This window comes from Halomonas sp. TH-94, assembly GCF_057473365.1.
In genome coordinates, this window is sequence record NZ_JBYCKL010000010.1 from 23,177 (window position 1) to 47,234 (window position 24,058).

Annotated in this window: 26 protein-coding genes; 10 read left to right on the forward strand and 16 right to left on the reverse strand. The window is 63.7% G+C overall.

The features are described 5' to 3' along the window. Nucleotides 1–20 precede the first annotated feature (20 nt). The 5 genes from AC2VNO_RS01455 to AC2VNO_RS01475 form a co-directional block, all read right to left on the reverse strand. Complete coding sequence (locus AC2VNO_RS01455) at nucleotides 21–629, reverse strand: NADPH-dependent FMN reductase (RefSeq protein WP_486932484.1); 609 nt, start codon at nucleotides 627–629, stop codon at nucleotides 21–23. 44 nt (nucleotides 630–673) lie between these two features. Continuing rightward, nucleotides 674–1,615 carry a pirin family protein gene (locus tag AC2VNO_RS01460; RefSeq protein ID WP_486932485.1) on the reverse strand — a complete coding sequence of 314 codons (942 nt, stop codon included), beginning with the start codon at nucleotides 1,613–1,615 and terminating at the stop codon, nucleotides 674–676. A gap of 97 nt (nucleotides 1,616–1,712) precedes the next feature. After that, nucleotides 1,713–2,288, reverse strand: coding sequence for an antibiotic biosynthesis monooxygenase (locus AC2VNO_RS01465; RefSeq protein ID WP_486932486.1), 576 nt, complete (start codon nucleotides 2,286–2,288; stop codon nucleotides 1,713–1,715). Nucleotides 2,289–2,357: 69 nt separating this feature from the next. Then, nucleotides 2,358–2,978, reverse strand: a complete 621-nt coding sequence (gene ycaC / locus AC2VNO_RS01470) for an isochorismate family cysteine hydrolase YcaC (protein WP_486932487.1) — start codon at nucleotides 2,976–2,978, stop codon at nucleotides 2,358–2,360. Between the two features lie 70 nt (nucleotides 2,979–3,048). Beyond that, complete coding sequence (locus AC2VNO_RS01475) at nucleotides 3,049–3,918, reverse strand: pirin family protein (RefSeq protein ID WP_486932488.1); 870 nt, start codon at nucleotides 3,916–3,918, stop codon at nucleotides 3,049–3,051. A 126-nt stretch (nucleotides 3,919–4,044) separates the two neighbouring features. Here AC2VNO_RS01475 and AC2VNO_RS01480 point away from each other — a divergent pair, with 126 nt between their 5' ends. Continuing rightward, nucleotides 4,045–4,992, forward strand: coding sequence for a LysR substrate-binding domain-containing protein (locus AC2VNO_RS01480; RefSeq protein ID WP_486932489.1), 948 nt, complete (start codon nucleotides 4,045–4,047; stop codon nucleotides 4,990–4,992). 28 nt (nucleotides 4,993–5,020) lie between these two features. Here AC2VNO_RS01480 and AC2VNO_RS01485 read toward each other — a convergent pair whose 3' ends face one another. Then, nucleotides 5,021–5,149, reverse strand: coding sequence for a hypothetical protein (locus AC2VNO_RS01485; protein ID WP_486932490.1), 129 nt, complete (start codon nucleotides 5,147–5,149; stop codon nucleotides 5,021–5,023). Beyond that, on the reverse strand, nucleotides 5,146–6,354 hold the full coding sequence (locus AC2VNO_RS01490; protein WP_486932491.1) for an MFS transporter: 1,209 nt from the start codon (nucleotides 6,352–6,354) through the stop codon (nucleotides 5,146–5,148). The genes AC2VNO_RS01485 and AC2VNO_RS01490 overlap by 4 nt, the downstream gene beginning before the upstream one ends. 162 nt (nucleotides 6,355–6,516) lie before the next feature. Between AC2VNO_RS01490 and AC2VNO_RS01495 the strand changes: the two genes are divergently transcribed. The 7 genes from AC2VNO_RS01495 to AC2VNO_RS01525 all read left to right on the forward strand — a co-directional run bounded on the left by AC2VNO_RS01495 (nucleotide 6,517) and on the right by AC2VNO_RS01525 (nucleotide 12,444). Then, nucleotides 6,517–6,696, forward strand: a complete 180-nt coding sequence (locus AC2VNO_RS01495; RefSeq protein WP_228579048.1) for a hypothetical protein — start codon at nucleotides 6,517–6,519, stop codon at nucleotides 6,694–6,696. Between the two features lie 81 nt (nucleotides 6,697–6,777). Further along, nucleotides 6,778–7,812: a histone deacetylase family protein gene (locus AC2VNO_RS01500; RefSeq protein WP_228579049.1), complete on the forward strand. Its 1,035-nt coding sequence runs from the start codon at nucleotides 6,778–6,780 to the stop codon at nucleotides 7,810–7,812. Between the two features lie 64 nt (nucleotides 7,813–7,876). Beyond that, entirely contained in the window at nucleotides 7,877–8,233 is a 357-nt protein-coding gene (locus AC2VNO_RS01505; RefSeq protein ID WP_486932492.1) for a RidA family protein, read from the forward strand. Between the two features lies 1 nt (nucleotide 8,234). Next, the gene (lhpI, locus tag AC2VNO_RS01510) at nucleotides 8,235–9,176 is read left to right on the forward strand and encodes a bifunctional Delta(1)-pyrroline-2-carboxylate/Delta(1)-piperideine-2-carboxylate reductase (RefSeq protein ID WP_486932493.1); all 942 of its coding nucleotides are present in this window, start codon (nucleotides 8,235–8,237) and stop codon (nucleotides 9,174–9,176) included. Next, a complete protein-coding gene (locus AC2VNO_RS01515) occupies nucleotides 9,173–10,291 on the forward strand; it encodes a class II histone deacetylase (RefSeq protein ID WP_486932494.1) in 1,119 nt (372 codons plus the stop codon). The genes lhpI and AC2VNO_RS01515 overlap by 4 nt, the downstream gene beginning before the upstream one ends. A 44-nt stretch (nucleotides 10,292–10,335) precedes the next feature. After that, nucleotides 10,336–11,304 (forward strand): branched-chain amino acid transaminase, encoded by a 969-nt coding sequence (locus tag AC2VNO_RS01520; protein ID WP_486932495.1) that lies wholly within the window; start codon nucleotides 10,336–10,338, stop codon nucleotides 11,302–11,304. 90 nt (nucleotides 11,305–11,394) lie between these two features. After that, complete coding sequence (locus tag AC2VNO_RS01525; RefSeq protein WP_486932496.1) at nucleotides 11,395–12,444, forward strand: Lnb N-terminal periplasmic domain-containing protein; 1,050 nt, start codon at nucleotides 11,395–11,397, stop codon at nucleotides 12,442–12,444. A gap of 209 nt (nucleotides 12,445–12,653) precedes the next feature. Here AC2VNO_RS01525 and AC2VNO_RS01530 read toward each other — a convergent pair whose 3' ends face one another. The 5 genes from AC2VNO_RS01530 to AC2VNO_RS01550 form a co-directional block, all read right to left on the reverse strand. After that, a complete protein-coding gene (locus AC2VNO_RS01530; RefSeq protein WP_228579055.1) occupies nucleotides 12,654–13,388 on the reverse strand; it encodes an RNA methyltransferase in 735 nt (244 codons plus the stop codon). A gap of 49 nt (nucleotides 13,389–13,437) precedes the next feature. Further along, a complete protein-coding gene (locus AC2VNO_RS01535) occupies nucleotides 13,438–14,469 on the reverse strand; it encodes a sensor domain-containing diguanylate cyclase (protein ID WP_486932497.1) in 1,032 nt (343 codons plus the stop codon). Between the two features lie 216 nt (nucleotides 14,470–14,685). Further along, nucleotides 14,686–16,329 carry a chaperonin GroEL gene (gene groL / locus AC2VNO_RS01540; RefSeq protein WP_228579057.1) on the reverse strand — a complete coding sequence of 548 codons (1,644 nt, stop codon included), beginning with the start codon at nucleotides 16,327–16,329 and terminating at the stop codon, nucleotides 14,686–14,688. Between the two features lie 59 nt (nucleotides 16,330–16,388). Then, a complete protein-coding gene (locus AC2VNO_RS01545; RefSeq protein ID WP_228579058.1) occupies nucleotides 16,389–16,682 on the reverse strand; it encodes a co-chaperone GroES in 294 nt (97 codons plus the stop codon). Between the two features lie 222 nt (nucleotides 16,683–16,904). Then, the gene (locus tag AC2VNO_RS01550) at nucleotides 16,905–17,417 is read right to left on the reverse strand and encodes an FxsA family protein (protein ID WP_486932498.1); all 513 of its coding nucleotides are present in this window, start codon (nucleotides 17,415–17,417) and stop codon (nucleotides 16,905–16,907) included. A gap of 201 nt (nucleotides 17,418–17,618) precedes the next feature. Between AC2VNO_RS01550 and AC2VNO_RS01555 the strand changes: the two genes are divergently transcribed. Further along, nucleotides 17,619–18,380: an SDR family oxidoreductase gene (locus AC2VNO_RS01555; protein WP_228579060.1), complete on the forward strand. Its 762-nt coding sequence runs from the start codon at nucleotides 17,619–17,621 to the stop codon at nucleotides 18,378–18,380. A 57-nt stretch (nucleotides 18,381–18,437) separates the two neighbouring features. Here AC2VNO_RS01555 and AC2VNO_RS01560 read toward each other — a convergent pair whose 3' ends face one another. The 3 genes from AC2VNO_RS01560 to phhA form a co-directional block, all read right to left on the reverse strand. Next, the gene (locus tag AC2VNO_RS01560; protein WP_228579061.1) at nucleotides 18,438–18,704 is read right to left on the reverse strand and encodes a ComEA family DNA-binding protein; all 267 of its coding nucleotides are present in this window, start codon (nucleotides 18,702–18,704) and stop codon (nucleotides 18,438–18,440) included. A gap of 213 nt (nucleotides 18,705–18,917) precedes the next feature. After that, entirely contained in the window at nucleotides 18,918–19,262 is a 345-nt protein-coding gene (locus AC2VNO_RS01565) for a 4a-hydroxytetrahydrobiopterin dehydratase (RefSeq protein ID WP_228579062.1), read from the reverse strand. A 51-nt stretch (nucleotides 19,263–19,313) separates the two neighbouring features. Next, a complete protein-coding gene (gene phhA / locus AC2VNO_RS01570) occupies nucleotides 19,314–20,150 on the reverse strand; it encodes a phenylalanine 4-monooxygenase (protein ID WP_486932499.1) in 837 nt (278 codons plus the stop codon). 274 nt (nucleotides 20,151–20,424) lie between these two features. Between phhA and AC2VNO_RS01575 the strand changes: the two genes are divergently transcribed. After that, complete coding sequence (locus AC2VNO_RS01575) at nucleotides 20,425–21,987, forward strand: sigma-54-dependent transcriptional regulator (RefSeq protein WP_486932500.1); 1,563 nt, start codon at nucleotides 20,425–20,427, stop codon at nucleotides 21,985–21,987. On the opposite strand, the gene AC2VNO_RS01580 is transcribed toward AC2VNO_RS01575, so the two are convergent. Continuing rightward, nucleotides 21,984–23,969, reverse strand: a complete 1,986-nt coding sequence (locus tag AC2VNO_RS01580; protein WP_486932501.1) for a RecQ family ATP-dependent DNA helicase — start codon at nucleotides 23,967–23,969, stop codon at nucleotides 21,984–21,986. The genes AC2VNO_RS01575 and AC2VNO_RS01580 overlap by 4 nt on opposite strands. Between the last annotated feature and the right edge of the window lie 89 nt (nucleotides 23,970–24,058).

The following is a 24,058-nucleotide window of genomic DNA, read 5'->3' on the forward strand; positions in this document are numbered from 1 at the left end:
ATAACCTGAGCGCTTGCCGATCACCGGCCCTCGGTGGGGGCGGTCGCGTGCAGCTTGCCCAGCGTGGTCACCAGGCGCTCACAGAGGGCGTCGAGACGCTCCCGCTGGCTCTCGTCCGCCAGCTCGCCGGCTTCGCTGAAAGCCTGCGCGGCTCGGGGAATCGCCAGCGGATTGGGCAGCACGGTCACACCGAGATTGCTCAGCAGTTGTCGGAGCAGGGCGAGACTGCGCATCCCGCCGAATGCCCCCGGCGAGGCGGATACCACCGCTGCCACCCGCTCGGCGAACAGGGCCAGACCGCTGTTCTCTCCGTCCGGACGAGATATCCAGTCGAGCGTGTTCTTCATCAGCGGGGTGATGAAGCCGTTGTACTCCGGAGAGGCAAGCAGCAGCCCCTGATGCTTGGCGAGCAGCGCCTGAAAGCTGCGCACATTCGCGGGTAGGCCTTCGCGACTTTCCAGGTCGCCGTCATAGAGCGGTAGCGGGTAGTCGCGCAGGTCGATGAAGGTGGCCTGGCCGCCGACATGCTCGACTCGCTCGGCCGCCAGGCGGGCCAGGCGCTTGTTGAAGGAGTTCTCTCTGGCGCTGCCGGCGAAGACCAGAATGCGCGGTGGCGTATGGGTGGTCATGGATGAGTGTCTCTCTTCAGATGGCGGGGGAGGGGAAGCCGTCTTCAAGCCTGCCATGGCAGAGGCGGCGGCTCCAGGCGTTTGCCATCGAACTGGGGAATGCTGCCGAAGCGCTCGCTGCCGGCTTCCCAGTCACGCTGGGCCTCGATGATCTCGGCCTTGCTGTGACCGACGAAGTTCCACCAGATCAGGATCTCCTCACCCAGCGGTTCGCCACCCACCAGGATCGCACGTCCGCCTGACGGCAGTTCGATGGTGACGTCGCGGCGCCCGCGCCCAAGGTAAGCCATCTCGTTGGTGGCGAAGCGTTCGCCTTCTATCGCGAGTTCGCCTTCCAGCGGCAGCAGGCCGTACTCGAACTCCTCACGTAGCGGCAGTTCCAGCGCGCCGCTCGACGAGGCCGCCAGATCCAGACCCATCAGCGGCGAAAAGGCCAGCGTCGGTGCGCGATGGCCGGCGAATTCCCCTGTGAGCAGGGTCATCTCGACGTCGCCTTCGCGCCACTGCGGCAGCGTCGGGTAGTGGTCGAAGCGCGGGTCGGTGCGGCGATGGGCTTCGGGCAGAGCGATCCAGAGCTGGGCGGCATGCAGGTGTGACTCACCGGGCACCGACTCTTCGGTGTGGCTGATACCGCGTCCCGCCGTCATCAGGTTGACCTGGCCGGGACGAATCACCTGTCGGTTGCCCAGACTGTCACGATGCAGCACTTCGCCCTCGATCATCCAGGTGAAGGTCTGCAGGCCGATGTGCGGGTGGGGGCCGACGCGAAGGCCGCGTGAGTCGCCCTTGAAAACCGCCGGGCCGGCATGATCGAGGAAGCACCAGGCACCGATCAGGCGCCTATGGCGCGAAGGCAGCACGCGGTTGACGGGGATGCCGCCCACGTCGGCGGTACGCGGTGCGACATGCTGCACCTGGCGTTTGCCGTCGACGATGGGGCAATCCAGGGAGGAGGAGAGGTCGGCTTCGTTGACGAGATTGCTCATTGTCGTTTTCCCGGAGGACTAGGAGGACAGAGTAGGCCGTGGTCGTTTCAGCATAGGCTTTGGCCGTTCGCCCTGCCTGAGAGAGGATGCTCATGACTCAACGGAACAGCCAGGGCGCTACCAGTTTCACCACCCGGGGCATGACGACGTAGACCACCAGCGCGACGATGGTGGCGGCGATCAGCCCATGACGAATCCCCCAGGTGTCGAGTAGCGGCAGCAGGCCGAACAGCGGTTGCCACAGCAGCGGTACGATGATGGTCAGCGGCCAGATCACCGAGGTGGTCACCAGCCACTGCTTCCAGCGCGTTGGCTGCCTGCTGGCTGGGGTGGGTGGGGTGAACCAGTAGTCAATGCCGCTGACGATCTCCACCCGCTCGGCCTGTTGCAGGTCTCCCTGTATGGTCGCCATGAGTTCACGGCGTTCGGCCGACTCCCGCCAGCGTCGGGCGTCGTCGTCGCTGGCGAAGCGCACGGCGATCTCGTAGTCGTGATGACCTTCGGGAGGACGCAGGATATGCACCCCTTGATGCCCGGGGAAGCGTCCGGCGGCCTCGATGATCTGGCGCAGCCAGGTCTCGTAGCGATCCGCGGCCCCGGGCCGCACGCGGTGGTGGATCTGGATGGTCACCCCGTCGCAGTGGGCGGTGGGGTTGAGTTGGTGAGTGGACATGACGCCTCCTGGGCAGGCCGAAGTGCGTGGTGAATGGGGTTGGGCCCGGCAGGTGCCGGGCCCGGTCCATCAGCGCTTCTGGGCGGTGTAGCTCTGGATCAGGTTGGCGTAGGTGGGCAGGTGGCCGGCCAGCAGGCCGCCGAAGCCCTCGATATCGTTGCGCCAGTCGCGGTGCAGTTCGCAACCCACTCCGAACCAGGTCATCAGCTGAGCACCGGCTTGGGACATGCGGTCCCATGCGGCGTCCCGGGTGGTCTGGTTGAAGGTGCCGGAAGCGTCGGTGACGACGAATACCTCATAGCCTTCTTCCAGGGCCGAGAGTACCGGGAAGGCCACGCATACCTCGGTCACCACGCCGGCGATCAGCAGCTGCTTCTTGCCGGTGGCCTTGATCGCCGCCACGAACTCTTCGTTGTCCCAGGCGTTGATCTGCCCGGGGCGGGCAAAGTAGGGCGCGTCGGGGAACATCTCCTTCAGTTCCGGCACCATTGGCCCGTTGGGGCCGTCCTCGAAGCTGGTGGTGAGGATGGTGGGGATCTCGAAGAACTTGGCTATGTCGGCCAGAGCCAGCACGTTGTTCTTGAAATCGTCTGGGCTGAAGTCGCGCACCAGCGAGAGCAGACCGGACTGATGATCGACCATCAGCAGGGCCACATCGTCCTTGTCGAGTCGGTTGTAGGTAAAGGACATGGGTCTTTCCTCCAGGGGTGAGTGGAGCGCCCGGTCAGGGAGCCGGGCGCGGTTGGGCGCGGCGGTGCCGCTAACCCTCCAGGCGACCGAACTTGCCGGCCTGGAAATCAGCGAAGGCTTGATGTATCTCGGCTTCGCTGTTCATCACGAAGGGGCCGTACCCCACCACCGGCTCGCCCAAGGGGGCTCCAGCGAGCAGCAGCAGCTTGGCGCCGTTGTTGGCTTCAAGCCGTATCTCGTCGCCCTGGCGCTCGAAGCACACCAGGCCGCCGTCACGCACCACGGCGTCGCCGTTGACCTGTACCGTCCCTTCGAGCACCACCAGCAGCGTGGTGTGCCCCTCGGCAACTTGCAGGCTCGTTTCGCCGCCTGCCGCCAACCGCAGATCCCACACCTCGATCGGGGTGAAGGTATGAGCCGGCCCTTCATGGCCGCGGTACTTGCCGGCGACCACCCGCAGCTCGCCGGCGCGGTCAGGCAGCGCGACGCGTGGAATGTCGGCGTCGAGCAGGGTCTGGTAGGCCGCGGGGGCCGACTTGTGCTCGGCCGGCAGGTTGACCCACAGCTGCACCATTTCCAGGGTGCCGCCCTGCGCGGTGAAGTCGCTGGAGTGAAACTCCTCGTGAACGATGCCGGCTCCGGCGGTCATCCACTGCACGTCACCCTCGCCGATGCGACCGCCGCTGCCGGTGGAGTCGCGATGCTCCAGTTCGCCCTTGTAGACCAGCGTCACGGTCTCGAAGCCACGGTGCGGGTGAGCGCCGACGCCGCGCGGCCGGCTTGCCGGCGGGAAGTCATGCGGGCCGGCATGGTCGAGCAGCAGGAAGGGGCTCAGGTGATCGGCGCCGTGGCTGTCATAGCTGAACGGCGAGCGTACGGGGAAGCCGTCGCCGACCCAGTGGCCGCGAGGGGCGCCATAGATGCCTTGGATCTTCTTCATGGTCTGGCTCCTGCATGGATTGGGCCTTTGCCCGATACAGGAAGCTTATGAGGAGAACGGAAGGGGCAGTAGAGGGTATAATTCGCACTCAGCGTTCCATTAATAGGACAACAAGGGCGGAACGATATGCAGGACCTCAACGACCTCTACTACTTCGTCCAGGTGGTGGACCATGGTGGCTTTGCTCCGGCCGGGCGCGCCCTCGGCATTCCCAAATCGAAGCTGAGCCGGCGCATCACGCAACTCGAGGAGCGGCTGGGTGCCCGGTTGATTCATCGCTCCACGCGCCATCTCTCGGTCACCGAGCTGGGTCAGGCTTATTACCGGCACTGCGCGGCGATGCTGGTGGAGGCGGAGGCCGCCGAGGAGCTGATTCAGCGTAACCTGGCGCTACCGCGGGGTACGGTGCGGCTGAGCTGTCCGCCAAGCCTGCTGCACTATCTGATCACCCCGCTGCTGGTGCGCTTCATGGCCCAGTGTCCCGACGTGGAGGTGCAGGTGGAGGCCACCAGCCGCAGGGTGGACGTGATAAGGGAAGGTTTCGACATGGCCATCCGCGTGCGTTTTCCGCCGCTCGAGGACAGCGATCTGTCGATGAAGGTGCTGTCGCGCAGCCCTCAGCGCCTAGTGGCCGCCCCCGCCTTGTCTGAAGCATGGCCGAGGCCGCAAGCGCCGGGCGATCTGGCCGGGTTGCCCAGCCTCGACTTCGATCAGGTGGGCAGGCAGCACGACTGGGTGCTGGACGGCCCCGAGGGGGCGACGGCGCAGATTCGACATCATCCGCGGCTGGTCACCGACAACGCCGAGACGCTGCATCAGGCCGCATTGGCCGGGCTGGGAGTGGTCAAGTTGGCTTTGCTTGTCGCCGGCGACGACTTGAAGGCGGGACGTCTCGTCGACGTGATACCCGGCTGGGAGCCGAGAGGTGGCGTGCTGCATGCGGTCTTCCCCTCGCGGCGGGGCGTGCTGCCCGCCGTGCGGGCATTGCTCGACTTCCTGGCCGATAACATCAACGAGATCGACTTCACCAGCGATACCGCCTGGGCGCTGTCTCAGGCGACGAGCGAAGCGTGAGGCGGGTGGGGAAGGGGGATTGGCTGGTTCAGCACAGCCGCACGCCGAGCAGCAGCAGCGACGCATCGGCGGTTTGCCATCCCCACCACACCAGGGCCAGTACGCCGGTCATGGCGCCCAGCAGGGCAAGTCGAAAGAGCGGCAGGCGGTAGGTCATGCCTTGGCCTCCTGGGTGACGGTGCGCTCCACCGGTGCTTCACTGATGAACCAGTGCAGCAGCGCAGCGACCACCGAGAGCAGAATCGCGAGCTTCCATACCACATCATAGTCGCCATGCAGGTCGTAGAGCATGCCGCCCAGCCACACACCGGTGAACGAGCCGACCTGGTGGAAGAGAAAGACGATGCCGCCGAGCATGGAGAGATGGCGTACGCCGAACACCGCGGCCACGATGCCGTTGGTCAGTGGCACGGTGGAGAGCCACAGCAGGCCGATGGCGATGCCGAACAGGTAGGCGCTGGCCGGGCTCAGCGGCATGAACACGAAGGCGGCAATGACTGCGCCGCGGGTCAGGTAGAGCCAGCTGAGCAGGCGCGGCTTGGAGTAGATTCCGCCCAGCCAGCCGGCGGCGTAGGTACCGAAGATGTTGAACAGCCCCACCAGTGCCAGCACCGTGCTGCCGACGTGCAGCGCCAGGCCGTTGTCGAACAGATAGCCGGGCAAGTGCACGCCGATGAACACTACCTGGAAGCCGCATACAAAGAAGCCCAGGCACAGTAGCCAGAAGCCGCGGTGCGCGGCAGCTTCGTCGAGCGCCCCTCGGAGCGAGAGGTCGGTGGCAAGGCGAGCGGAAGGGCGATCCTTCAGCATGGCGCCGAGCGGCACCATCATGGCCGCCAGCGCACCCATGGCCAGCAGGGCGGCCGACCAGCCAAGCCAGCCGAGCAGGCCCAGGGTGCCCGGCAGCATGGCGAACTGGCCGAACGAGCCCGCCGCACTGACGATGCCCATGGCCATGCTGCGCTTCTCAGGAGCTACGGCGCGGCCCACCGCACCCAGGATCACCGAGAAGGTGGTGCCGGAAAGCCCCAGGCCGATCAGCAGCCCGGCCGACAGGGACATGCCCAGCGCCGATTCCGAAAGCCCCATGAACAGCAGGCCGAGGGCATAGAGGGCGCCGCCTACCGTGACCACCCGGGCGGCACCATAACGATCCGCCAGTGCGCCGGTGAACGGTTGCGCGAATCCCCAGATCAGGTTCTGTAGCGCCAGGGCGAAGGCGAATACTTCGCGCCCCCAGCCAAGATCGCTGCTCATCGGCGCCATGAACAGGCCGAAACCATGGCGCAGACCCATCGCCAGCGAGATGACCAGACTGCCAAGCACGATCAACAGCAGAGAGTGGCGACGAAGGGCGTCCATGTGGCTATTCCAGTTTGCAGGCTAACGAGCATGCACTATCGCCCTTTATCGGCAGAGTGGCAATGTCGCCGTATGGCGACCCGATTGTAGCCGCCGTGCCACATGTGTAACGGCGTTGAACTTCGCTACTATGAACACTGTTCGACAACCTGGAGATACACCATGTCACGGCGCCTGATGTTTCCTTTCCTGCTCGTTCTTACCGCTCTGCTTGTGGCTGGGTGTAGCTACCAGCCGGCGCGCATCAAATCAGAGCCGCTCGTCATCATCGACGACGGGCGCAGCGGACACCACGGCGGTCGATTCTGTCCGCCGGGGCAGGCCAAGAAAGGACGCTGCTGATGTAACAGGACGGTTTTCCGATGCCGCTCGGCAGGGTAGTGTAGAAGAGACAACAAACGACGCTTCGCTTAAGGAACCGAGATGAAGCTTTTCTACCACCCCGATCAAGAGCGGCACGCACCTGGGTCTTTCCTGCTGCGAGGTAAACCGACAGCGTCCCCCGAGGGACCTGTGCGTGCTGAGCTGTTGGCCAAGGGCGTGGCGGCGACGGGGCTTACACTGCGAGAGCCGGATGATGTCGACAGTCCGCGGCTGCGCAGTCGGCTGGCCCAGATCCATACGCCGCGCTACCTGAGCTTCCTCGAGACCATCCACGCCCGCTGGCGCGAGCTGCCCGGTGCATCCGAACTGGTCATGCCCAATGTTCACCCGTGCGGGGGCGGGCATCACTACCCGCGTCATCCGGTGGGGCAGGCGGGTTGGCACCTGCACGACATGGCTTGCCCCATCGGCGCCGACAGTTTCCACGGCGTGTTGGCCAGTGCGGCAACGGCCCAGGCGGCCGCCGAGGCGCTGATTGGCGGCCACGGCACCACCTATGCGCTGTGTCGGCCACCCGGCCACCATGCCGGCCCCGATCGGGCCGGCGGCTTTTGTTTCCTCAACAACTCGGCGCTGGCGGCAACGGTGCTGCGTGAGCATTTCTCCCGGGTGGCGATTCTCGATGTCGACCTGCATCACGGCAACGGCACGCAGGATATCTTCTATTATCGTGGCGATGTCTGGACCGGTTCGTTGCACGTGGACCCGGCCGACTTCTACCCCTTCTTCTGGGGAGGCGCCAATGAGGAGGGCATGGGCGAGGGCCTGGGGGCCAACGTCAACCTTCCGCTGCCACTGGGCAGCGACGGTGCCGTCTTCCTCGAGGCGTTGGAAACCCTCATCTCACGTATGAACACCTTCCGCCCCGAGGCGGTGGTCATTGCGCTGGGGTTGGATGCCCATCGCGACGACCCCTTGGCGGGAATGACGCTGGAAACAGAGGACTTTGCCGCGGTTGGCCGTCGGTTGGGTCGGCTGGGTTTGCCCATCGTGCTGGTTCAGGAAGGGGGGTATCCCACCGAGCACCTGGGCAACAACCTCGCTGCGTTCATGTCTGCCTTCATGGGCGGCTGACGTCGCTGCGCCGACGTGCCATGATCGGCTGCTGTATTTCCCTTTACGTTAAAGAGAGAGCCTTATGTCCGTGCAATATCATGAAAGCAATGCCCGTATGAGCCAGGTGGCCGTTCACAATGGCACCGTCTACCTGGCGGGCCAGGTACCCGGCGACGCTACCGCCGACATGCGCGGTCAGACCGAGCAGGTGCTGGCGCGCATCGACGAGCTGTTGGCGCTGGCCGGCACGTCCAAGGAGCACCTCATTTCGGCTCAGGTGTGGGTCACCGACATGGCCGAGTTCGACCAGATGAATGCCGCCTGGGAGGCCTGGGTAGTGCCGGGTCGCCCTCCGGTACGTGCCGCCTTGGAAGCCAAGCTGGCCAAGCCCGAGTGGAAGGTCGAGATCATGGTGATCGCGGCACTGCCGGGGGCCTGAGATGCGCATCGTCACTGCCGATGAAGTCGCTGCCGCGCTGCCCTGGCCGGCTCTGGTCGAGCGCTTGGCACTGACCTTCCGCGAAGGCGTGGAGTCGCCGCCGCGACACCACCACGCCATGCATCGCCCGGATGGTGAGGCCACCATGCTGCTGATGCCGGCATGGGAGCGAGCGGGTTACATCGGCGTGAAGATGGTCAATGTGTTTCCTCAGAATGCCGACCACGGGTTGCCGGCCATTGCCGGCGTCTATTTCCTCAGTGAGGGCGCCCACGGGCGCCCGCTGGCGTGTCTCGACGGTAGCGAGTTGACCCGTCGACGTACCGCGGCGGCATCTGCACTGGCTGCCCGAGAGCTGGCTAGAGAGGATGCTCGCTCGCTGCTGGTAGTAGGCACCGGCAAGCTGGCGCCCATGGTGATCGAGGCCCATGCCGCAGTGCGGCCCATCGAGCGGGTCCGCGTGTGGGGGCGCAATCCCGAGAAGGCGCGTCAGGTGGCTGCCGAATACGCCGATCGCTTCGACTGCGAGGCGGTAGAAGATCTTGCCGTTGCCGCAGGCGAGGCCGATGTGATCAGTTGCGTGACGCTTTCCACCCAGCCGCTGATTCGGGGCGAGTGGCTGACGCCCGGCACCCATCTCGACCTGATCGGGGCGTTTCGCCCCAGCATGCGTGAAACCGACGCCGAGTGCCTGCGTCGGGCTCAGGTATTCGTCGATACCTATGCCGGGGCCCAGGGGGAGGCGGGGGATATCCACCAGGCCGTCGCTGAAGGTGTTTTCTCCTTCGATGACATCGCCGCTGACCTGGCGGAACTGCTGAAAGGCGAGAAGCTGGGGCGCAGCAGTGCCGATTCGATCACGCTGTTCAAGTCGGTAGGTGCATCGCTCGAGGACCTGGCAGCTGCCATCGAGGTTTGGGAGCAACTGGAGGGTCAGGCATGAGCGATGGGGGAAGAACCGGCTTTTTTTGGCACGAGCGCTGTTTCTGGCACGACCCTGGCGCTATCGGCGTGTTCTCCGCGCCTAACGAATATCTGCAACCTCAAGCTGCGTCGGAAAGTCCCGAAAGCAAGCGCCGGTTGAAGAATCTGCTCGAGGTGTCGGGGCTTATCGATGAGCTCGACGTGCGCAAGGCACCCCCGGCCAGCCGTGAGGATCTGGCGCGCTTTCATACCGGAAACTACCTGGACGAACTCGAAGCCGGCGACTTGACCCGCGGTGGGGATGCGGGCGAATGCGCCCCCTACACGCAGGGCAGTCTGATGGCGGCTCGCCAGTCCGCGGGGTTGGCAATTGCCGCAATAGAGGCGGTGGCCACCGGTGAAGTGCCCAATGCCTATGCCCTGTGCCGTCCCCCAGGGCACCATGCCGAAGCCGACCGCGGCCGAGGTTTCTGCCTGCTGGGCAATATCCCGGTGGCGGTGATGCGTGCTCGCGCCCTGGGGCAGGTACGCCGCGTGGCCATCCTCGACTGGGACGTGCACCATGGCAACGGGCAGCAGTCGGCGTTCTACGACGACCCCGATGTGCTCACCGTGTCGATTCATCAGGCCGGTCACTATCCGCTGGATACCGGTGATTTCGAAGAGCTGGGCAAGGGGGCGGGCTACGGTGCCAACCTCAACCTGCCGCTGCCACCTGGCAGCGGCATAGGCGCCTATCGCTATGCCATGCAGGAGCTGGTACTTCCCGCCATCGGTGGTTTTGCCCCTGACTTGATCGTGGTGGCCTGCGGCTACGACGCCTGCGCCAAGGACCCGCTGGGGAAGATGATGCTCAACAGTTCCGCCTTCGCTGCCATGACGAAACAGCTCAAGGCGCTGGCCGAGCGCATCAGCGAGGGCAAGCTGGTGATGATTCATGAGGGCGGCTATTCGGAGGGCTATGTACCGCTGTGTGGCCACGCGGTGATTCAGTCTCTCTCTGGCAGTCGCATCTCGGTGCCCGACCCGCAGAACGACGAAATTGCCGCCTGGGCCTATCAGTCGCTGCAGCCCTACCAGCGGGCCCTTATCGACAGTTGCCGGGAAGGATGGCAGCGCGCTGCGCCGCTTTGACCGCCCCTGCTTGAACCGCACTGACGTGAACCCGAGAGGACGACATGACACCGCTCCATGACCGAGATGGCTGGCTGTGGCTGGACGGCGACTGGCTGCCCTGGCGCGACGCCAAGACTCACCTGCTGACCCATACACTGCATTACGGCATGGGCTGCTTCGAGGGTGTACGGGCTTATGAGGGCCCGCAGGGCACCAATCTGTTCAGGGTCGGCGAGCACACCCGTCGGCTGCTCGACAGCGCCCACGCCCTGGATGTGCCGGTTGTCTTCGACGAGCAGGCGCTGATCGAAGCCCAGCGGCAGTGCGTGGTGAAGAACGATCTGAGCAATGCCTACCTCAAGCCCACCGTCTTCTTCGGTGCGGAAGGGCTCGGGCTGCGCGCCAAGGGGCTATCGGTTCACGTGATGATCGCCGCCTGGGACCTGGGCGACTACATCTCCGCCGAGGCCGCGTCACTGGGACTGCGCGCATTGACCTCTTCCTGGGCTCGCCACCACGTCAACATCAGCCTGTGTCGGGCCAAGACCAACGGCCATTACGTCAACTCCATGCTGGCGCTCAACACCGCCGTCAAGGCGGGCTTCGACGAGACCATCATGCTCGACCCCGAAGGCTACGTGGCCGAGGCCTCGGCGGCGAATGTCTTTTTGCTGCGCGACGGCGTCCTGCATACCCCGGAAGTGACTTCCTGCCTTCAGGGCATTACCCGCGACAGTGTGATTCACCTGGCACGCGAGATGCTGGGCCTCGAGGTGCGCGAGCGTCGCATCACCCGTGACGAGCTGTATACCGCCGACGAGGCTTTCGTTACCGGTACCGCTGCCGAGATATTGCCGCTGCGGGAACTCGACGGGCGGCATATCGGTGCCAGGGCCGGGGCCCCTCTGCCGGGGCAGCCCATTGCCGGAGCCAGCGTGACGGCGCAGCTACAGCGGCTCTATCGGCAGGTCACGCGAGGCGAGCTGGATGGACGTCTGGCGCAATACGACACCTGGTTGACTCCGGCCTGATTCTGTCCGGCGCTGTCTCCACTCATCGAGAGGCGGGCATGGCCTTGGGTAGGCTGCTAAGATGGCCCTTCTCGGACAAAGTAGATTGAGATGTTTCAAGTATTGGTAGTTCTCATCATCCATGCCGTGCTGGTAATGGCAGCGGTATGGGGGGCCGCTGCGCTCTGGTTTCGCCTGCCCGGTACGCTTACCCAGCGGCGCTTGGCGATAGCATGCTGGAGCCTGGCCGCACTCGCGTTGGTGCTGCTTGGCGTACAGGGGCACTGGCTGGCCACCGGCTTGCTGGTGCTGATGATGGCAGCACTACTGACCTGGTGGTTTCGGCTGCAGCCGACCCATGACCGCCCCTGGTCAGGGGATGTTGCGTATCTGGCGACCGGCGAGGTGCAGGGTAACCGGCTGACCCTGCACCATGTGCGCGATTTCGACTGGCGCACCCGCGACGAGGCGGATGAGCACTGGAATGAGCGTAGTTACGATCTCGACCGGCTCGACTCGGCCGACATGATCGTTTCCAGTTGGGGCCGTCCCGGAGTTGCCCACGTGATGATTTCGTTCGGCTTCGAGGGCGAGCGTTTCGTGCTCTTCTCGGTGGAGGTGCGACGCCTGAAGGGCGAGCGTTTTTCCGAGATCGGCGGATTTTTCCGTCAATACGAGCTCGCCATCGTGGCCACCGAGGAGCGCGATGCAGTCGGTCTGCGCGCCGAGGTCCGGGGCGAGCGGGTTTCGCTGTTTCGTCTGAGAATGTCGCGTAAGGCCATGCGCTCGCTGCTATTGGCCTATGTGGACGAGGCCAACGCCCTGGCCGAGTCGCCGCGCTTCTACAACACGGTCACGGCCAACTGCTCGACGCTGATCTTCGACATGGCCCGGGGTATCGGCGCGCGCCTGCCGTTCGATTATCGTCTGCTGGTCACCGACCGTTTGCCGGGCTATGCCTTCAAGGTGGGCGGGTTGTGGCCGGGGCTGTCGCTGCCCGAACTGGAAGACAAAGGCAGGATCGACGAGAAGGCTCGACAAGCCCATCGCGCGCCGGATTTTTCACGGTGCATTCGCTCGGAAGTGCCGGGTTGGGACCTGGCAAGCCCCAGCGAGAGATCGCCCGGGACGAAAGCCAGCGATACCGGCACGAAGCAATAAAGAGCGCCACGGACGCTAGGCCACGTGGCGCATGTCTCCCTGGGCATGTGCAATGCCGCTCCCGTTACGCTTCCATGCACGCATCCGTGTCGTGACTTCGACAGTATCCTTTGTCAGACCTCCTCTTGAGGTCATGCCCTTTATCACACGGTGGCGATGACAGTGCCGTAACGACGCAATGACGATTGTGTGACGTTGGCTTAACAAGCCTAGTCGTCGTTGGCCATTTCTTCCAAGGAACGCAGCAGGCCACGCAGCAGCGAAAGCTCCTTGCGAGTGGGCTGTGCCCTTGCGAACAGGGCCTGGAGCTGAGCCTCGGTGCGCGCGTGGGGCTGAGTCAGAAAGCCGCTGGCCTGCATGACGCGACCCAGATGTTCATTGAAGTGCCCCATCTGCTCACGAGTCGGCTGCCGTTCCTCGGCGGGGCGTATCTGCACATGGTCGCTTTCAGGCCGCTGACGCCAGGCCTTGAACACTTCATAGGCGAGCACCTGCACCGCCTGGGAAAGATTGAGGATGCCGTACTCGGGATTGGCAGGAATGCTGACCTGGTGGCTACAGAGGCGGATCTCGTCATTGGTCAGGCCATAGCGTTCGCGTCCGAATACCAGGGCTACCGGATCGCTGGCCGCGCTTGCGACCAGTTCGCGAGCCATTGACTCGGGCTCGTCGTAATGGGGCAGAGGAAGGCTGCGCAGCCGAGCACTGGCCCCCACCACCTGTACGCAGTCGGCCACCGCCTCTTCCAGGGAGGCGACCACACGGGCGCCGTCGACCACGTCTTCGGCGCCTGCCGCCAGGCGAGACGCCTCGGCGTCGGGAAAACAGCGGGGATTGACCAGCACGAGCTCGGTCAGGCCCATGGTCTTCATGGCCCGCGCCGAGGCACCGATGTTGCCCGGGTGGAAGGTCTGGACGAGCACGATACGGATGTTGGCGAGCATGGGTGGCGCTTGGCAGATATTGGAATGAGGCATGTTAACGTAAAACGCTTCAATCCGAATCAGGGGCGGGTTGCTTCGGCTGCGCTCCTCGCCTCGCCTGCTTGGTCTGGTACATGGCCTCGTCCGCTCGGGACAGCAGGGCTTCAGCGTCTCTTTCGCCTGGATGTGAGGTGGCAACGCCTACGCTGGCGCCGGGATAATCCAGCTGTATCAGGCCCAGGTCGAAGACGCCGCACGTCAGACTGGCAAGACGTTGGGCAATGACGCTTCGGCCGGCAGCGTAATCCAGACCCCCGGCATTCCCGAAGACGACGAATTCATCGCCGCCTATACGAGCGACGACGTCGCCTTCGCGAATGCCGGCTTTGAGTGTCTTGGCGATTTCGATGAGGAAGCGATCACCGGCGTCGTGCCCGTGTCGGTCATTTATCTGTTTGAAATCGTCCAGATCGATGAAGGCCAGGTGTACGGCGCTACCCATTCGCTCGGCGTTGGCCAGAGCCCGCTTCAACTCGGCTTCCATTGCGCGGCGATTCGGGATGCCCGTCAACGGGTCGGTCAGGGCGTACTCCTTGAAGGCCATGTGCTCATGTTTGAGTCTTTCGAGCAGTCTGTCCCTTTCGAGCTGGCGGGCAATCAGGAGACTGAACATGGTCAGCAGGCGACGCGCCTTGGGGGGAACGGGTTTCTTGTGCTTGCTCGCTCCGCACAGCGTGCCGTAGAGGGCACCTTCGCCGATGCATACCGGCTCACTGATATAGGTCTTGAGACCGAGGCCTTTCGCCGCTCGGGAATCTCCCCAGCAGGCTTCGACGTCATCGGTGTAGGGTTTCTTTTCATCCAATGCCCGTTTACACAGCGTGTCCCCCCAGGGAACGGTGAAGCCCTCGGGAATGTCGAGATCCTTGCTGTTGCGGGCGAAAAGGACCGTTTGCACGCCGCGTTCAGCGTCGATGCTGGTCAGGTAGGTGGATTCCAGCCCGGTGACGACTTCGAGTAGCTCGAGTAGCGCACTGACCAAGGTTTCCAGGCCTTCATCTTCGGCAACTGCCTCTGCCAGTCTGTCCAATACGTCTACCATGCTCGTCTCATCTCATTCAGCCGAACCGCGTTGCCTCGAGGGCCATCGGTTTTGACTACATGGTAACGTTTTTGAAATAGAGTTACGAAATAGAGTTACGAAATAGAGTTACGAAATAGAGTTACAGGTACGGCATACCATTCCAACGAAGCAAGCCCCGCACTTGGCGGGGCTTGCTTGGTCTTGCAGGCCGTTAGGCCTCAGGGGTAGGGCTGCTTACATCATGCCGCCCATGCCACCCATACCACCCATGCCGCCCATGTCCGGACCGCCGTCCTTCTCTTCCGGATCGTCGGCGATCATGCACTCGGTGGTGATCATCAGACCAGCCACGGAACCGGCGGACTGCAGGGCAGTACGGGTCACCTTGGCCGGGTCCAGAACGCCCATCTCGAACAGGTCGCCGAACTCGCCGGTCTGGGCGTTGTAGCCGAAGTTGCCTTCGCCTGCCTTCACCTGGTTGCAGATCACGGACGCTTCCTGACCGGCGTTGGTGACGATCTGGCGCAGCGGAGACTCCATGGCGCGCAGCGCGATGGCGATACCGTGGGTCTGGTCCTCGTTCTCGCCCTTGAGGTCCTTGATCTTGGTCAGCACACGAACCAGCGCGGTACCGCCGCCAGGTACGACACCTTCCTCGACCGCAGCGCGAGTGGAGTGCAGGGCGTCTTCGACGCGCGCCTTCTTCTCCTTCATTTCCACTTCAGTGGCAGCACCGACGCGGATGACGGCAACACCGCCGGCCAGCTTGGCGACGCGCTCCTGCAGCTTCTCGCGATCGTAGTCAGAAGAGGTCTCTTCGATCTGCGCGCGGATCTGGTTGACGCGGGCTTCGATGTCGCCCTCGTTGCCGGCGCCGTCGATGATGGTGGTGTTCTCCTTGGACATGGTGATGCGCTTGGCGCTGCCCAGGTGATCCAGGTTGGCCTGCTCAAGCGTCAGACCCACTTCCTCGGAGATCACGGTGCCGTTGGTCAGGATGGCGATATCCTGCAGCATGGCCTTGCGACGGTCGCCGAAGCCGGGGGCCTTGGCAGCCGCCACCTTGACGATACCGCGCATGTTGTTGACCACCAGGGTGGCCAGGGCCTCGCCTTCGATGTCCTCGGCGATGATCGCCAGCGGCTTGCCGGACTTGGCCACGGCTTCCAGCACCGGCAGCAGTTCGCGGATGTTGGAGATCTTCTTGTCGACCAGCAGCAGGTAGGGGTCTTCCAGCTCGACCGCCATGGTGTCCTGGTTGGTCACGAAGTAGGGCGAGAGGTAGCCGCGGTCGAACTGCATGCCCTCGACGACTTCCAGCTCGTCCTCGAAACCACGACCTTCGTCGACGGTGATGACGCCTTCCTTGCCGACCTTCTCCATCGCTTCGGCGATGATCTCACCGATGCGCTTGTCGCCGTTGGCGGAGATGGTGCCGACCTGGGCGATGGCCTTGGAGTCGGTGCAGGGCACGGCCAGAGCCTGAATTTCCTTGACCGCAGCGATGACGGCCTGGTCGATGCCGCGCTTCAGGTCCATCGGGTTCATGCCGGCGGTTACGCCCTTCATGCCCTCGGTGACGATGGACTGAGCCAGCACGGTAGCGGTGGTGGTGCCGTCACCGGCGACGTCGGAAGTCTTGGAGGCGACTTCCTTGACCATCTGGGCGCCCATGTTTTCGAACTTGTCCTTCAGTTCGATTTCCTTGGCGACGGAGACGCCGTCCTTGGTCACGGTCGGTGCGCCGAAGGACTTCTCCAGCACTACGTTACGACCCTTCGGGCCCAGGGTGGCCTTGACGGCGTTGGCCAGAACGTCAACGCCACGGGCCATGCGCTTACGGGCGTCATCGGAAAATTTGACTTGTTTCGCTGCCATTTTTCGTTACTTCCTGTGAGTTCGTGAACGTCTTATGGAACGGAGTAGGATTCGTCGGCTCAGCCTTCGACCACGGCGAGAATGTCGGACTCGCTCATGATCAGGACTTCCTGGCCATCGATCTTCTGCTTCTCGACACCAAAGCCATCCTTGAAAATCACGGTGTCGCCGACCTTGACGTCCAGCGGGCGAACATCACCGTTGTCGAGAATCCGGCCGTTACCGACGGCGAGCACTTCGCCACGAGTCGGCTTTTCCTGGGCGTTGCCCGGAAGCACGATGCCGCCAGCGGTTTTTTGCTCTTCTTCAACGCGACGGATGACGACGCGATCGTGCAAGGGACGGATGTTCATTGCTCACGTTCTCCTGATGGTCTGTGGTGCCATGCTCGGCATGGCGGTTCATCTTTCACTTCCAGTAGCCTGGAAGGGGAGGCGACTACGCCTTCCTTGTCAAAGGCACCGAGCGTCGCTCGGCGCCGTAGCCTTGTGCTGACCGAGAAATGGGGCCGAGCGAATTCCTTTCAAGGGCTTGCAGTAAAAAAATTTCACGCTTGGTCGCCACGCCAGACCCCCTTAACGTCGGGGTTCGTCGCGGCTGATGAAATCGCCCTCCAGGGGCCGGGCGTGGTCCCCCTCCTGCTGCTCCTGAGCCGGGTCTGCGTGCGGTTTGCCGCCGTGACTCTGCCACTCGCTTCCGGACGCCGTATCGCTCGAGGTGTCGCGGCGAGCCACCAGCCAGCGCAGGTTGAGTAGTGCCAGCAGCCGGGCGAGCAGACGCCGGGCGCCCGGCAGCACGCACAGCAGGCCCAACGCATCGGAAAGAAAACCGGGGGCGAGCATCAGGGCCCCGCCGAAGATCAGGGCGGCACCGGTCAGCAATTCGCTGGAAGGGAGCTCCCCCTGGGCCATGCGCTCACGAGCTCGGATCAGCGTGGCGATACCCTGCTGCCGGATCAGATAGAGACCGGTGAACCCGGTGGCCAGAACCAGCCCGAGGGTGGGCAGGAGGCCGATTTGACTGCCTATGGAGAACAGAACGACGAAGTCCAGAAGGGTGAAGATCGAAAAGAAAAGCAGTATCGGCATGTCGGCTCCGAGGGTAGCGTTATGCGCATCATGGGGGCGTGGCGGGAAATTTCAAGCGCAGACGCCAGTTGCCAGGAGTGGCCGACATCTTTTATGCTGCAATGCACAATTTTCCATTTCGGCCTCAAGTCGCCTCGCTCAAATGCCGAATAAAGAAGTAGGGCGAGAGCCGTATACCAATATCCTGACAAGGGACAGCGAATGAAACTGGACAAGACCGTCATAGCCATTACTGGTGGAGCCCGCGGCCTTGGCCTATCGATGGCCCGTCGCATGGGGCGTCAAGGCGCCATCCTGGCACTGTTGGACATGGACGCCGAGGCGCTGGACAAGGCCGTATCCGCCCTGCATGCGGAAGGCATCAAGGCCGGCGCGTTCAAGGTAAACGTGGCCGACGAAGCGTCGGTGAAGCGTGCCTTCGGTGATATCGCGGCCCAACTCGGCCCGGTTGCCGGCCTGGTCAACAACGCCGGTATCCTGCGGGATGCACTGCTGGTCAAGGCCAAGGACGGCAAGGTCGAGAAGACCATGTCACTGGAGCAGTGGCAGTCCGTCATCGACGTCAATCTTACCGGTGTGTTCCTGTGCGGGCGTGAAGCCGCCTGCCAGATGATCGAGGCGGGTCACGATGGGGTGATCGTCAATATCTCCAGCATTTCCCGAGCCGGCAACATGGGGCAGAGCAACTACGCGGCGGCCAAGGCCGCTGTGGTGTCGCTGACCACTACCTGGGCCAAGGAGCTGGCGCGCTACGGCATTCGCGTGGGGGCGGTGGCGCCGGGCTTCATCGAAACCGACATGACGGCCTCGATGCGTGAGGAGATGTTGGAGAAGCTGACCGCGGGCGTGCCGCTCAGGCGCCTCGGCGACCCGGATCACATTGCCCAGAGCGTGGCGTTCATTTTCGAGAACGACTACTTCACTGGACGCGTGATCGAATGTGACGGCGGCCTTCGCCTGTAACGACGTCGGTCACGAATGACAGCGAGGCCGGCATGTTGCCGGCCTCGCTGCGTTTTCTCAGAATTCGATCTGATCGCGGAATTTTTCCACGGTCGCCGCCCCGATCCCACTGACCCTCGTGAGGTCATCGGCGCTTTCGAAATTGCCGTTGGCTTCACGATCTTCGACGATCGCCTGCGCACGGCTCGGCCCGATACCCGGCAGCTCGGTAAGCAGTTCGACATCGGCGGTATTGACATTGATGGGGGCGACTTCCTGAGCCGCGGCCAATGTAGCGAAGCTGAGCATCAGCGCCAGCAGGGCGCCTTGAATGATCCTTTTCATGATTTTATCTCTCGAAAGTTTGCGTAACGGCACCGTAACGGTGACGCATTTAACCTAATCGAGGTTCGCGTCTCAGCGAGAGAGTCTTAACGCTATTTGCTACGTAAGAAAAAAACGATAGAACGTGGCAGCCATTGCCCCATGAACGTGTCAGAACGAACTCACCCGATGCCTGGTGGCATCGGGTGAGGGGTGGTGCCGGAACAGTAGCGCTCAGTTCTGCTCGGCGACCTGATCGGTGCGTGCGGCGAGAATGAAGTCGTTCTTGTGCAGGCCTTTCATCTCATGGGACCACCAGGTCACGGTGACCTTGCCCCATTCGGTCAGCAGGGCAGGATGGTGGCCCGCTTCCTCGGCAATTTCGCCCACACGGTTGGTGAAGGCCAGGGCCTGCTTGAAATTGCGAAACTTGAATACGCGCTCGAGCTGCTTGATGCCGTCGCGCACTTCTATGCTCCACTCCGGTATGTCGCGCTTGAGGGTTTCGATCTCCTCCTCGCTGACATGGGGGGCGTCCCAACTGCACGCTTCGCACTGCTGTTCGGAAAGTTGGCTCATGTTCACTCCTCGTCAGGTTTTATTGGTGTCGTGCGATGTCGCTCGTTGTGTTCAAGCCTTGGCTTTGGCTGACGTCGGCGCCGGTTCGAAGCGAGGCTCGTGCAACCCTAGCTGCATGGCCTTGTGCACCATGCCCATGATGTCCTGCTGGGATAGCTCGTGCAGGGTCGACAGGTCGTCCAGCACATAGTAGAGCGGCTGCAGGATATCGATGCGGTATGGGGTGCGCAGCGCCTCGATGGGATCGAACGGCAGGTGCTGGGGCGCGTCCGACAGCGAATGCAGGGTCTCCTTGGGCGAGGAGATGATTCCCCCGCCGTAGATGCGTCTTCCGGCGGGGGTATCCACCAACCCGAATTCCACCGTCATCCAGTAGAGACGTGCCAGGTAGACCCGCTCCTTGGGCTCCGCTTCGAGACCGAGACGTCCGTAAGTGGCGGTGAACTCGGCAAAGGAGGGATTGGTGAGCATGGGGCAGTGGCCGAAGATCTCGTGGAAGATGTCCGGCTCTTTCAGATAGTCGAGCTCTTCCGGAGTACGGATGAAGGTGGCCACCGGGAAGCGACGATTGGCCAGCAGCTCGAAGAACGTATTGAAGGGAATGAGCGCGGGGACTTGCGCGGTCTGCCAGCCGGTACTGGCCTGGAGCACACGGTCGATGTCGGCGAGCTGGGGAACTCTGTCTTCGGGTAGGGCGAGGCGCTCCAGGCCGTCGAGGTACTCCTGGCATACACGCCCTTCGAGCATGCCGAGCTGGCGCTGCATCAGGGTCTGCCAGGTGGCATTGTCCTGCTCCGGCCAATCGATGATGCCGTTGTCATCGGGCAGGCGGGCGCGGTATCCGGTCTTGCTGGCGACATCGCTCAGATGCGGATTGGATGACGTCATGAGGCACTCCGGTCAGCTGAATCTTATGTTTGTGTGGCGAACCTTTGACTCGAGTGTAGAGGCGCTGAGCCGTGAAACACGCCAGGCTCGAGGCGGGCCTGGGGGTGGGATACAGCCTCGGGTGTAAAGAATTCATGACGATTGTTGTCGAAAGGGCGTCGCAGAGGCGGAACTCCTGTGGGGTTGAGGTTTGTTCCGGCTTGGGTGTCACGTTATCTTTACAACAGAGTCACGCCCACTTGACGCTCTTTTTCCGCCAGAGGCCCCATTTTTCATGCGCCTGAGGTTTCACTGCCAAAATCGAATCGGCATCCTGCGCGATATCGTTTCCCACTTCGTCGATTACGGGCTTAACGTGGCTCGCGGTGAAGTAGGGGGCGAGCACGGTAACGCCATCTATCTGCATATTCCCAACCTGCTCAATGCGCAGTTGGCCACGCTGAAGCCGGTACTGGAGGCGGTGCCGGGCGTATTCGGCGTGCGTCGAGTCAGTCTGATGCCCAGCGAGCGCCGTCATCTCGAACTCGATGCGCTGCTGTCCTCACTTTCCGATCCGGTCATGTCGATCGACATGGAAGGCCATATCGTGGCTGCCAACCGGGCCGCGGGTCAGCTTCTCGGGGTGCGTATCGACGAGGTGCCCGGGCTTTCGCTAGACCGCTATTTGCCCGACCTCGATCTCCCGGCACTGATTCGACGCAACAATGCCCGGGTCAACGGTCTGCGCATCAAGCTGCGCGATGCCACCTTCCTGGCCGACATCGCACCCCTGCATCGCGAGCATCATGACGACGTGGGCTCCCTGGCCGGCGCCGTGGTGACTCTGCACAGTGCCGATCGTATCGGCGAGCGAATCTACCAGGTACAGCGTCAGGAACTGCGCGGCTTCGATGCGCTGTTTCAGGCGAGCCCCAGGCTTGCCGCGCTGATTCGCGAGGCGCGGCGAATGGCGCCGCTGGATGCTCCGCTGCTGATTCACGGCGAAACCGGGACCGGCAAGGAGTTGCTTGCCCGGGCCTGTCACCTGGCCAGCGCTCGGGGCCAGTCGCCGTTCATGGCACTCAACTGCGCCGGGCTGCCGGAATCGATGGCCGAGACGGAGCTGTTCGGCTACGCGCCGGGCGCCGTCGAAGGCGCGCGCCCCGAGGGCAAGCTGGGCCTGCTGGAGCTGACGGCGGGTGGCACCATCTTTCTCGACGAGGTGGGCGAAATGAGCCCGCGCCTGCAGGTCAAGCTGCTGCGCTTTCTGCAGGATGGCGGTTTTCGTCGAGTGGGCAGCGACGAGGAAACCTATCTCGACGTGCGGGTGATCTGTGCGACTCAGCAGGATCTGCCCAAGCTGTGCGCCGAGGGACTGTTTCGCCAGGACCTGTATCACCGGCTTAACGTGCTGTCGCTGACGGTGCCGCCGCTACGCGACTGTCTCGATGGCATCGAGGCGATGGCTCTGCATTTCATCGATCGCGCAGCTCGTCAGATCGGCTGCCGCATGCCGGCGCTGTCGCCGGCGGCGCTGGCCAGGCTCTCTACCTACCACTGGCCCGGCAATGTACGCCAACTCGAGAACGTGCTGTTTCAGGCGGTGTCGCTGTGTGAAGGCGATGCCATCGAGCCTGGGCACTTGCGCCTGCCGGACGTGGGCGAGGCGTCGGGGCTTTCAGGCATCGACCTGGACGGCTCGCTGGCCGACATCATGAGCGACGTGGAGCGGCGAATACTGGCCTCGCTCTACCCCAAGCACCCCTCCAGCCGCCAGCTGGCCAAGCGGCTCGGCGTATCGCATACCACCGTTGCCAACAAGCTGCGTAGCTACGGGATCGGGTCCAGCGACGGTTAAGCGCTTGATCGTTCACGCAGGAGGTGAGCGGCTAGGTCGCGCACCTCGGCGTAGCGATAGGCCTCGAGAGCCCCGAAGCCGGCCAGCCGGCGTGCCTTGAGGCGGGTGAGCAGGGGGCTGGTCAGGCCGCAGAGGAATCGCGCCAGCAAATCGGGAGTGACGGGAGCGGTCTCGCCACCGCTAACCAGCTGTTGCATCAGTTCGCCAGCTAGCCGTTCGACGGTCTCGCTCGAAAGAGCGTCGAGCGGTTCGGGGTCGGGCAGGCGGGCAATGGCGCCGCGGCAGGCCGAGCAGTGGCCGCAGCGTTCGGGAGCGCGCTCGTCGCCGAACCACTCGGCCAGCCGACGGCTCAGGCAGCCTGCGCTCTCGAACAGCGCCAGCATGGCATGCAGCCGCTCGATCTCGGCTCGCTCCTTGTCGCCGAAGTAGGCGTACAGTTCGTCGGTTAGCGCAACGGGATCGAGGTCGGCGCGCAGCACGTCGTACACCTCTGTCATCTGCTTGCTTTCGAGCACCATCCAGCCCTGGCCGACGAAGTAGTCCAGTGCGGTGATGACGCGTGCTCGCTCGACGTTCAGGCCGCGTTCGCCCCCCAGGCGCTCTAGCGCCGCGAAGTCCAGGCTGAACCAGGTACGGGCGCGCTGGGAGGCATCGAGGATCGCCTGGACGAAGGCGCCGCGTTCGCCTTCGAAGCGGGCCACCAACGCCTCGGGTTCGTCGTGCAGGCGAAAGCGGTACTCGGCGAAGTAGCTGTAGCGCGGTGCGATGATGCCGCGCAGCTCGAGTTGTACCAGTAGGGTCTTGAGCGGCAGCGGGCGGATATTGCTGTGCTGGGAGAGGGAGTTGAGCACCAGTTCCCACTGGCCGGGGCCGCCCCGGTTCGCCTCGAGCAGTTCGTCGATCACCAGGCGAATGCCGTGGGGCTCCGGCGTGTCGCCGTAAACGAAGTTCTCCAGTACGTTGACGTGATCGCGCCCGGCCAGCATCAGGCAGTCGGCGGGCTTGCCGTCGCGCCCGGCACGGCCGATCTCCTGGCTGTAGTTCTCCACCGACTTGGGCAGGTCGAAGTGGACCACGTTGCGGATGTCGGCCTTGTCGATGCCCATGCCGAAGGCGATGGTGGCGACGATGCATGGCGTCTGGCCGGCCATGAAGTCACGCTGGATGCGCTCGCGGGTCTCGCCGTCGAGCCCTGCGTGGTAGGCGATGGCGACCATGCCCGCCTTGCTGAGATAGGCGGCGAGGCGCTCGGCGGTCTGCTGCAGGGTGACGTAGACGATGGTGGGCTCGGGCGGCTCGGCGCCGAGCTTGGGACGCAGCCACTCGACCAGCCCGCGGGCACGGGCCTCGGCCGGCACCGGCGCTACGTCCAGGTTGAGGTTGGGGCGGTAGAAGCCGGTGGCGGTGACGTCGTCCTCGGCGATGTCGAAGCGCTCGCGCATGTCGGCGATCACGCGCGGCGTGGCCGTGGCAGTCAGCAGCAGCACCTGTGCAATGCCGAATTCATGGCGATATTGCGGCAGCTTGAGGTAGTCGGGGCGGAAGTTGTGACCCCACTCCGAGATACAGTGGGCCTCGTCGACCACCAGCAGCGAGATCGGCACGCGCCTGATGAAGGCGCGAAAGCGCTCGTTCTTGAGCCGCTCCACCGAGATCATCAGGATGCGGATCTCGCCGCGCTTGACACCCTCCATCACCGCGGCCGCTTCTTCACGGCTCTGGCCCGAGTCGATGCTGGCAGCGGCGATACCATGGCGTGCCAGAAAGGCGAGCTGGTCCTGCATCAGCGCCAGCAGTGGTGAGATCACCAGGGTCAGCTGGGGCAGGTGCAGCGCAGGCAGCTGGTAGCACAGCGACTTGCCCGAGCCGGTGGGGAAGATCGCCGCCGCCGAGCGGCCTGCGGTGATGGCCTCGACGACTTGGCGCTGTCCGGGGCGGAAGTCGTCATAGCCGAAGACCCGCTTCAACGTCTGCTCGATCACTTGGGCACTCCCTGCGCTGTTGTTTCATGGCCGCTTGCGGTACGAAAGGGCGGCCTTGTCGGCCATCCGTTAGCGTCCATTCTCTCACA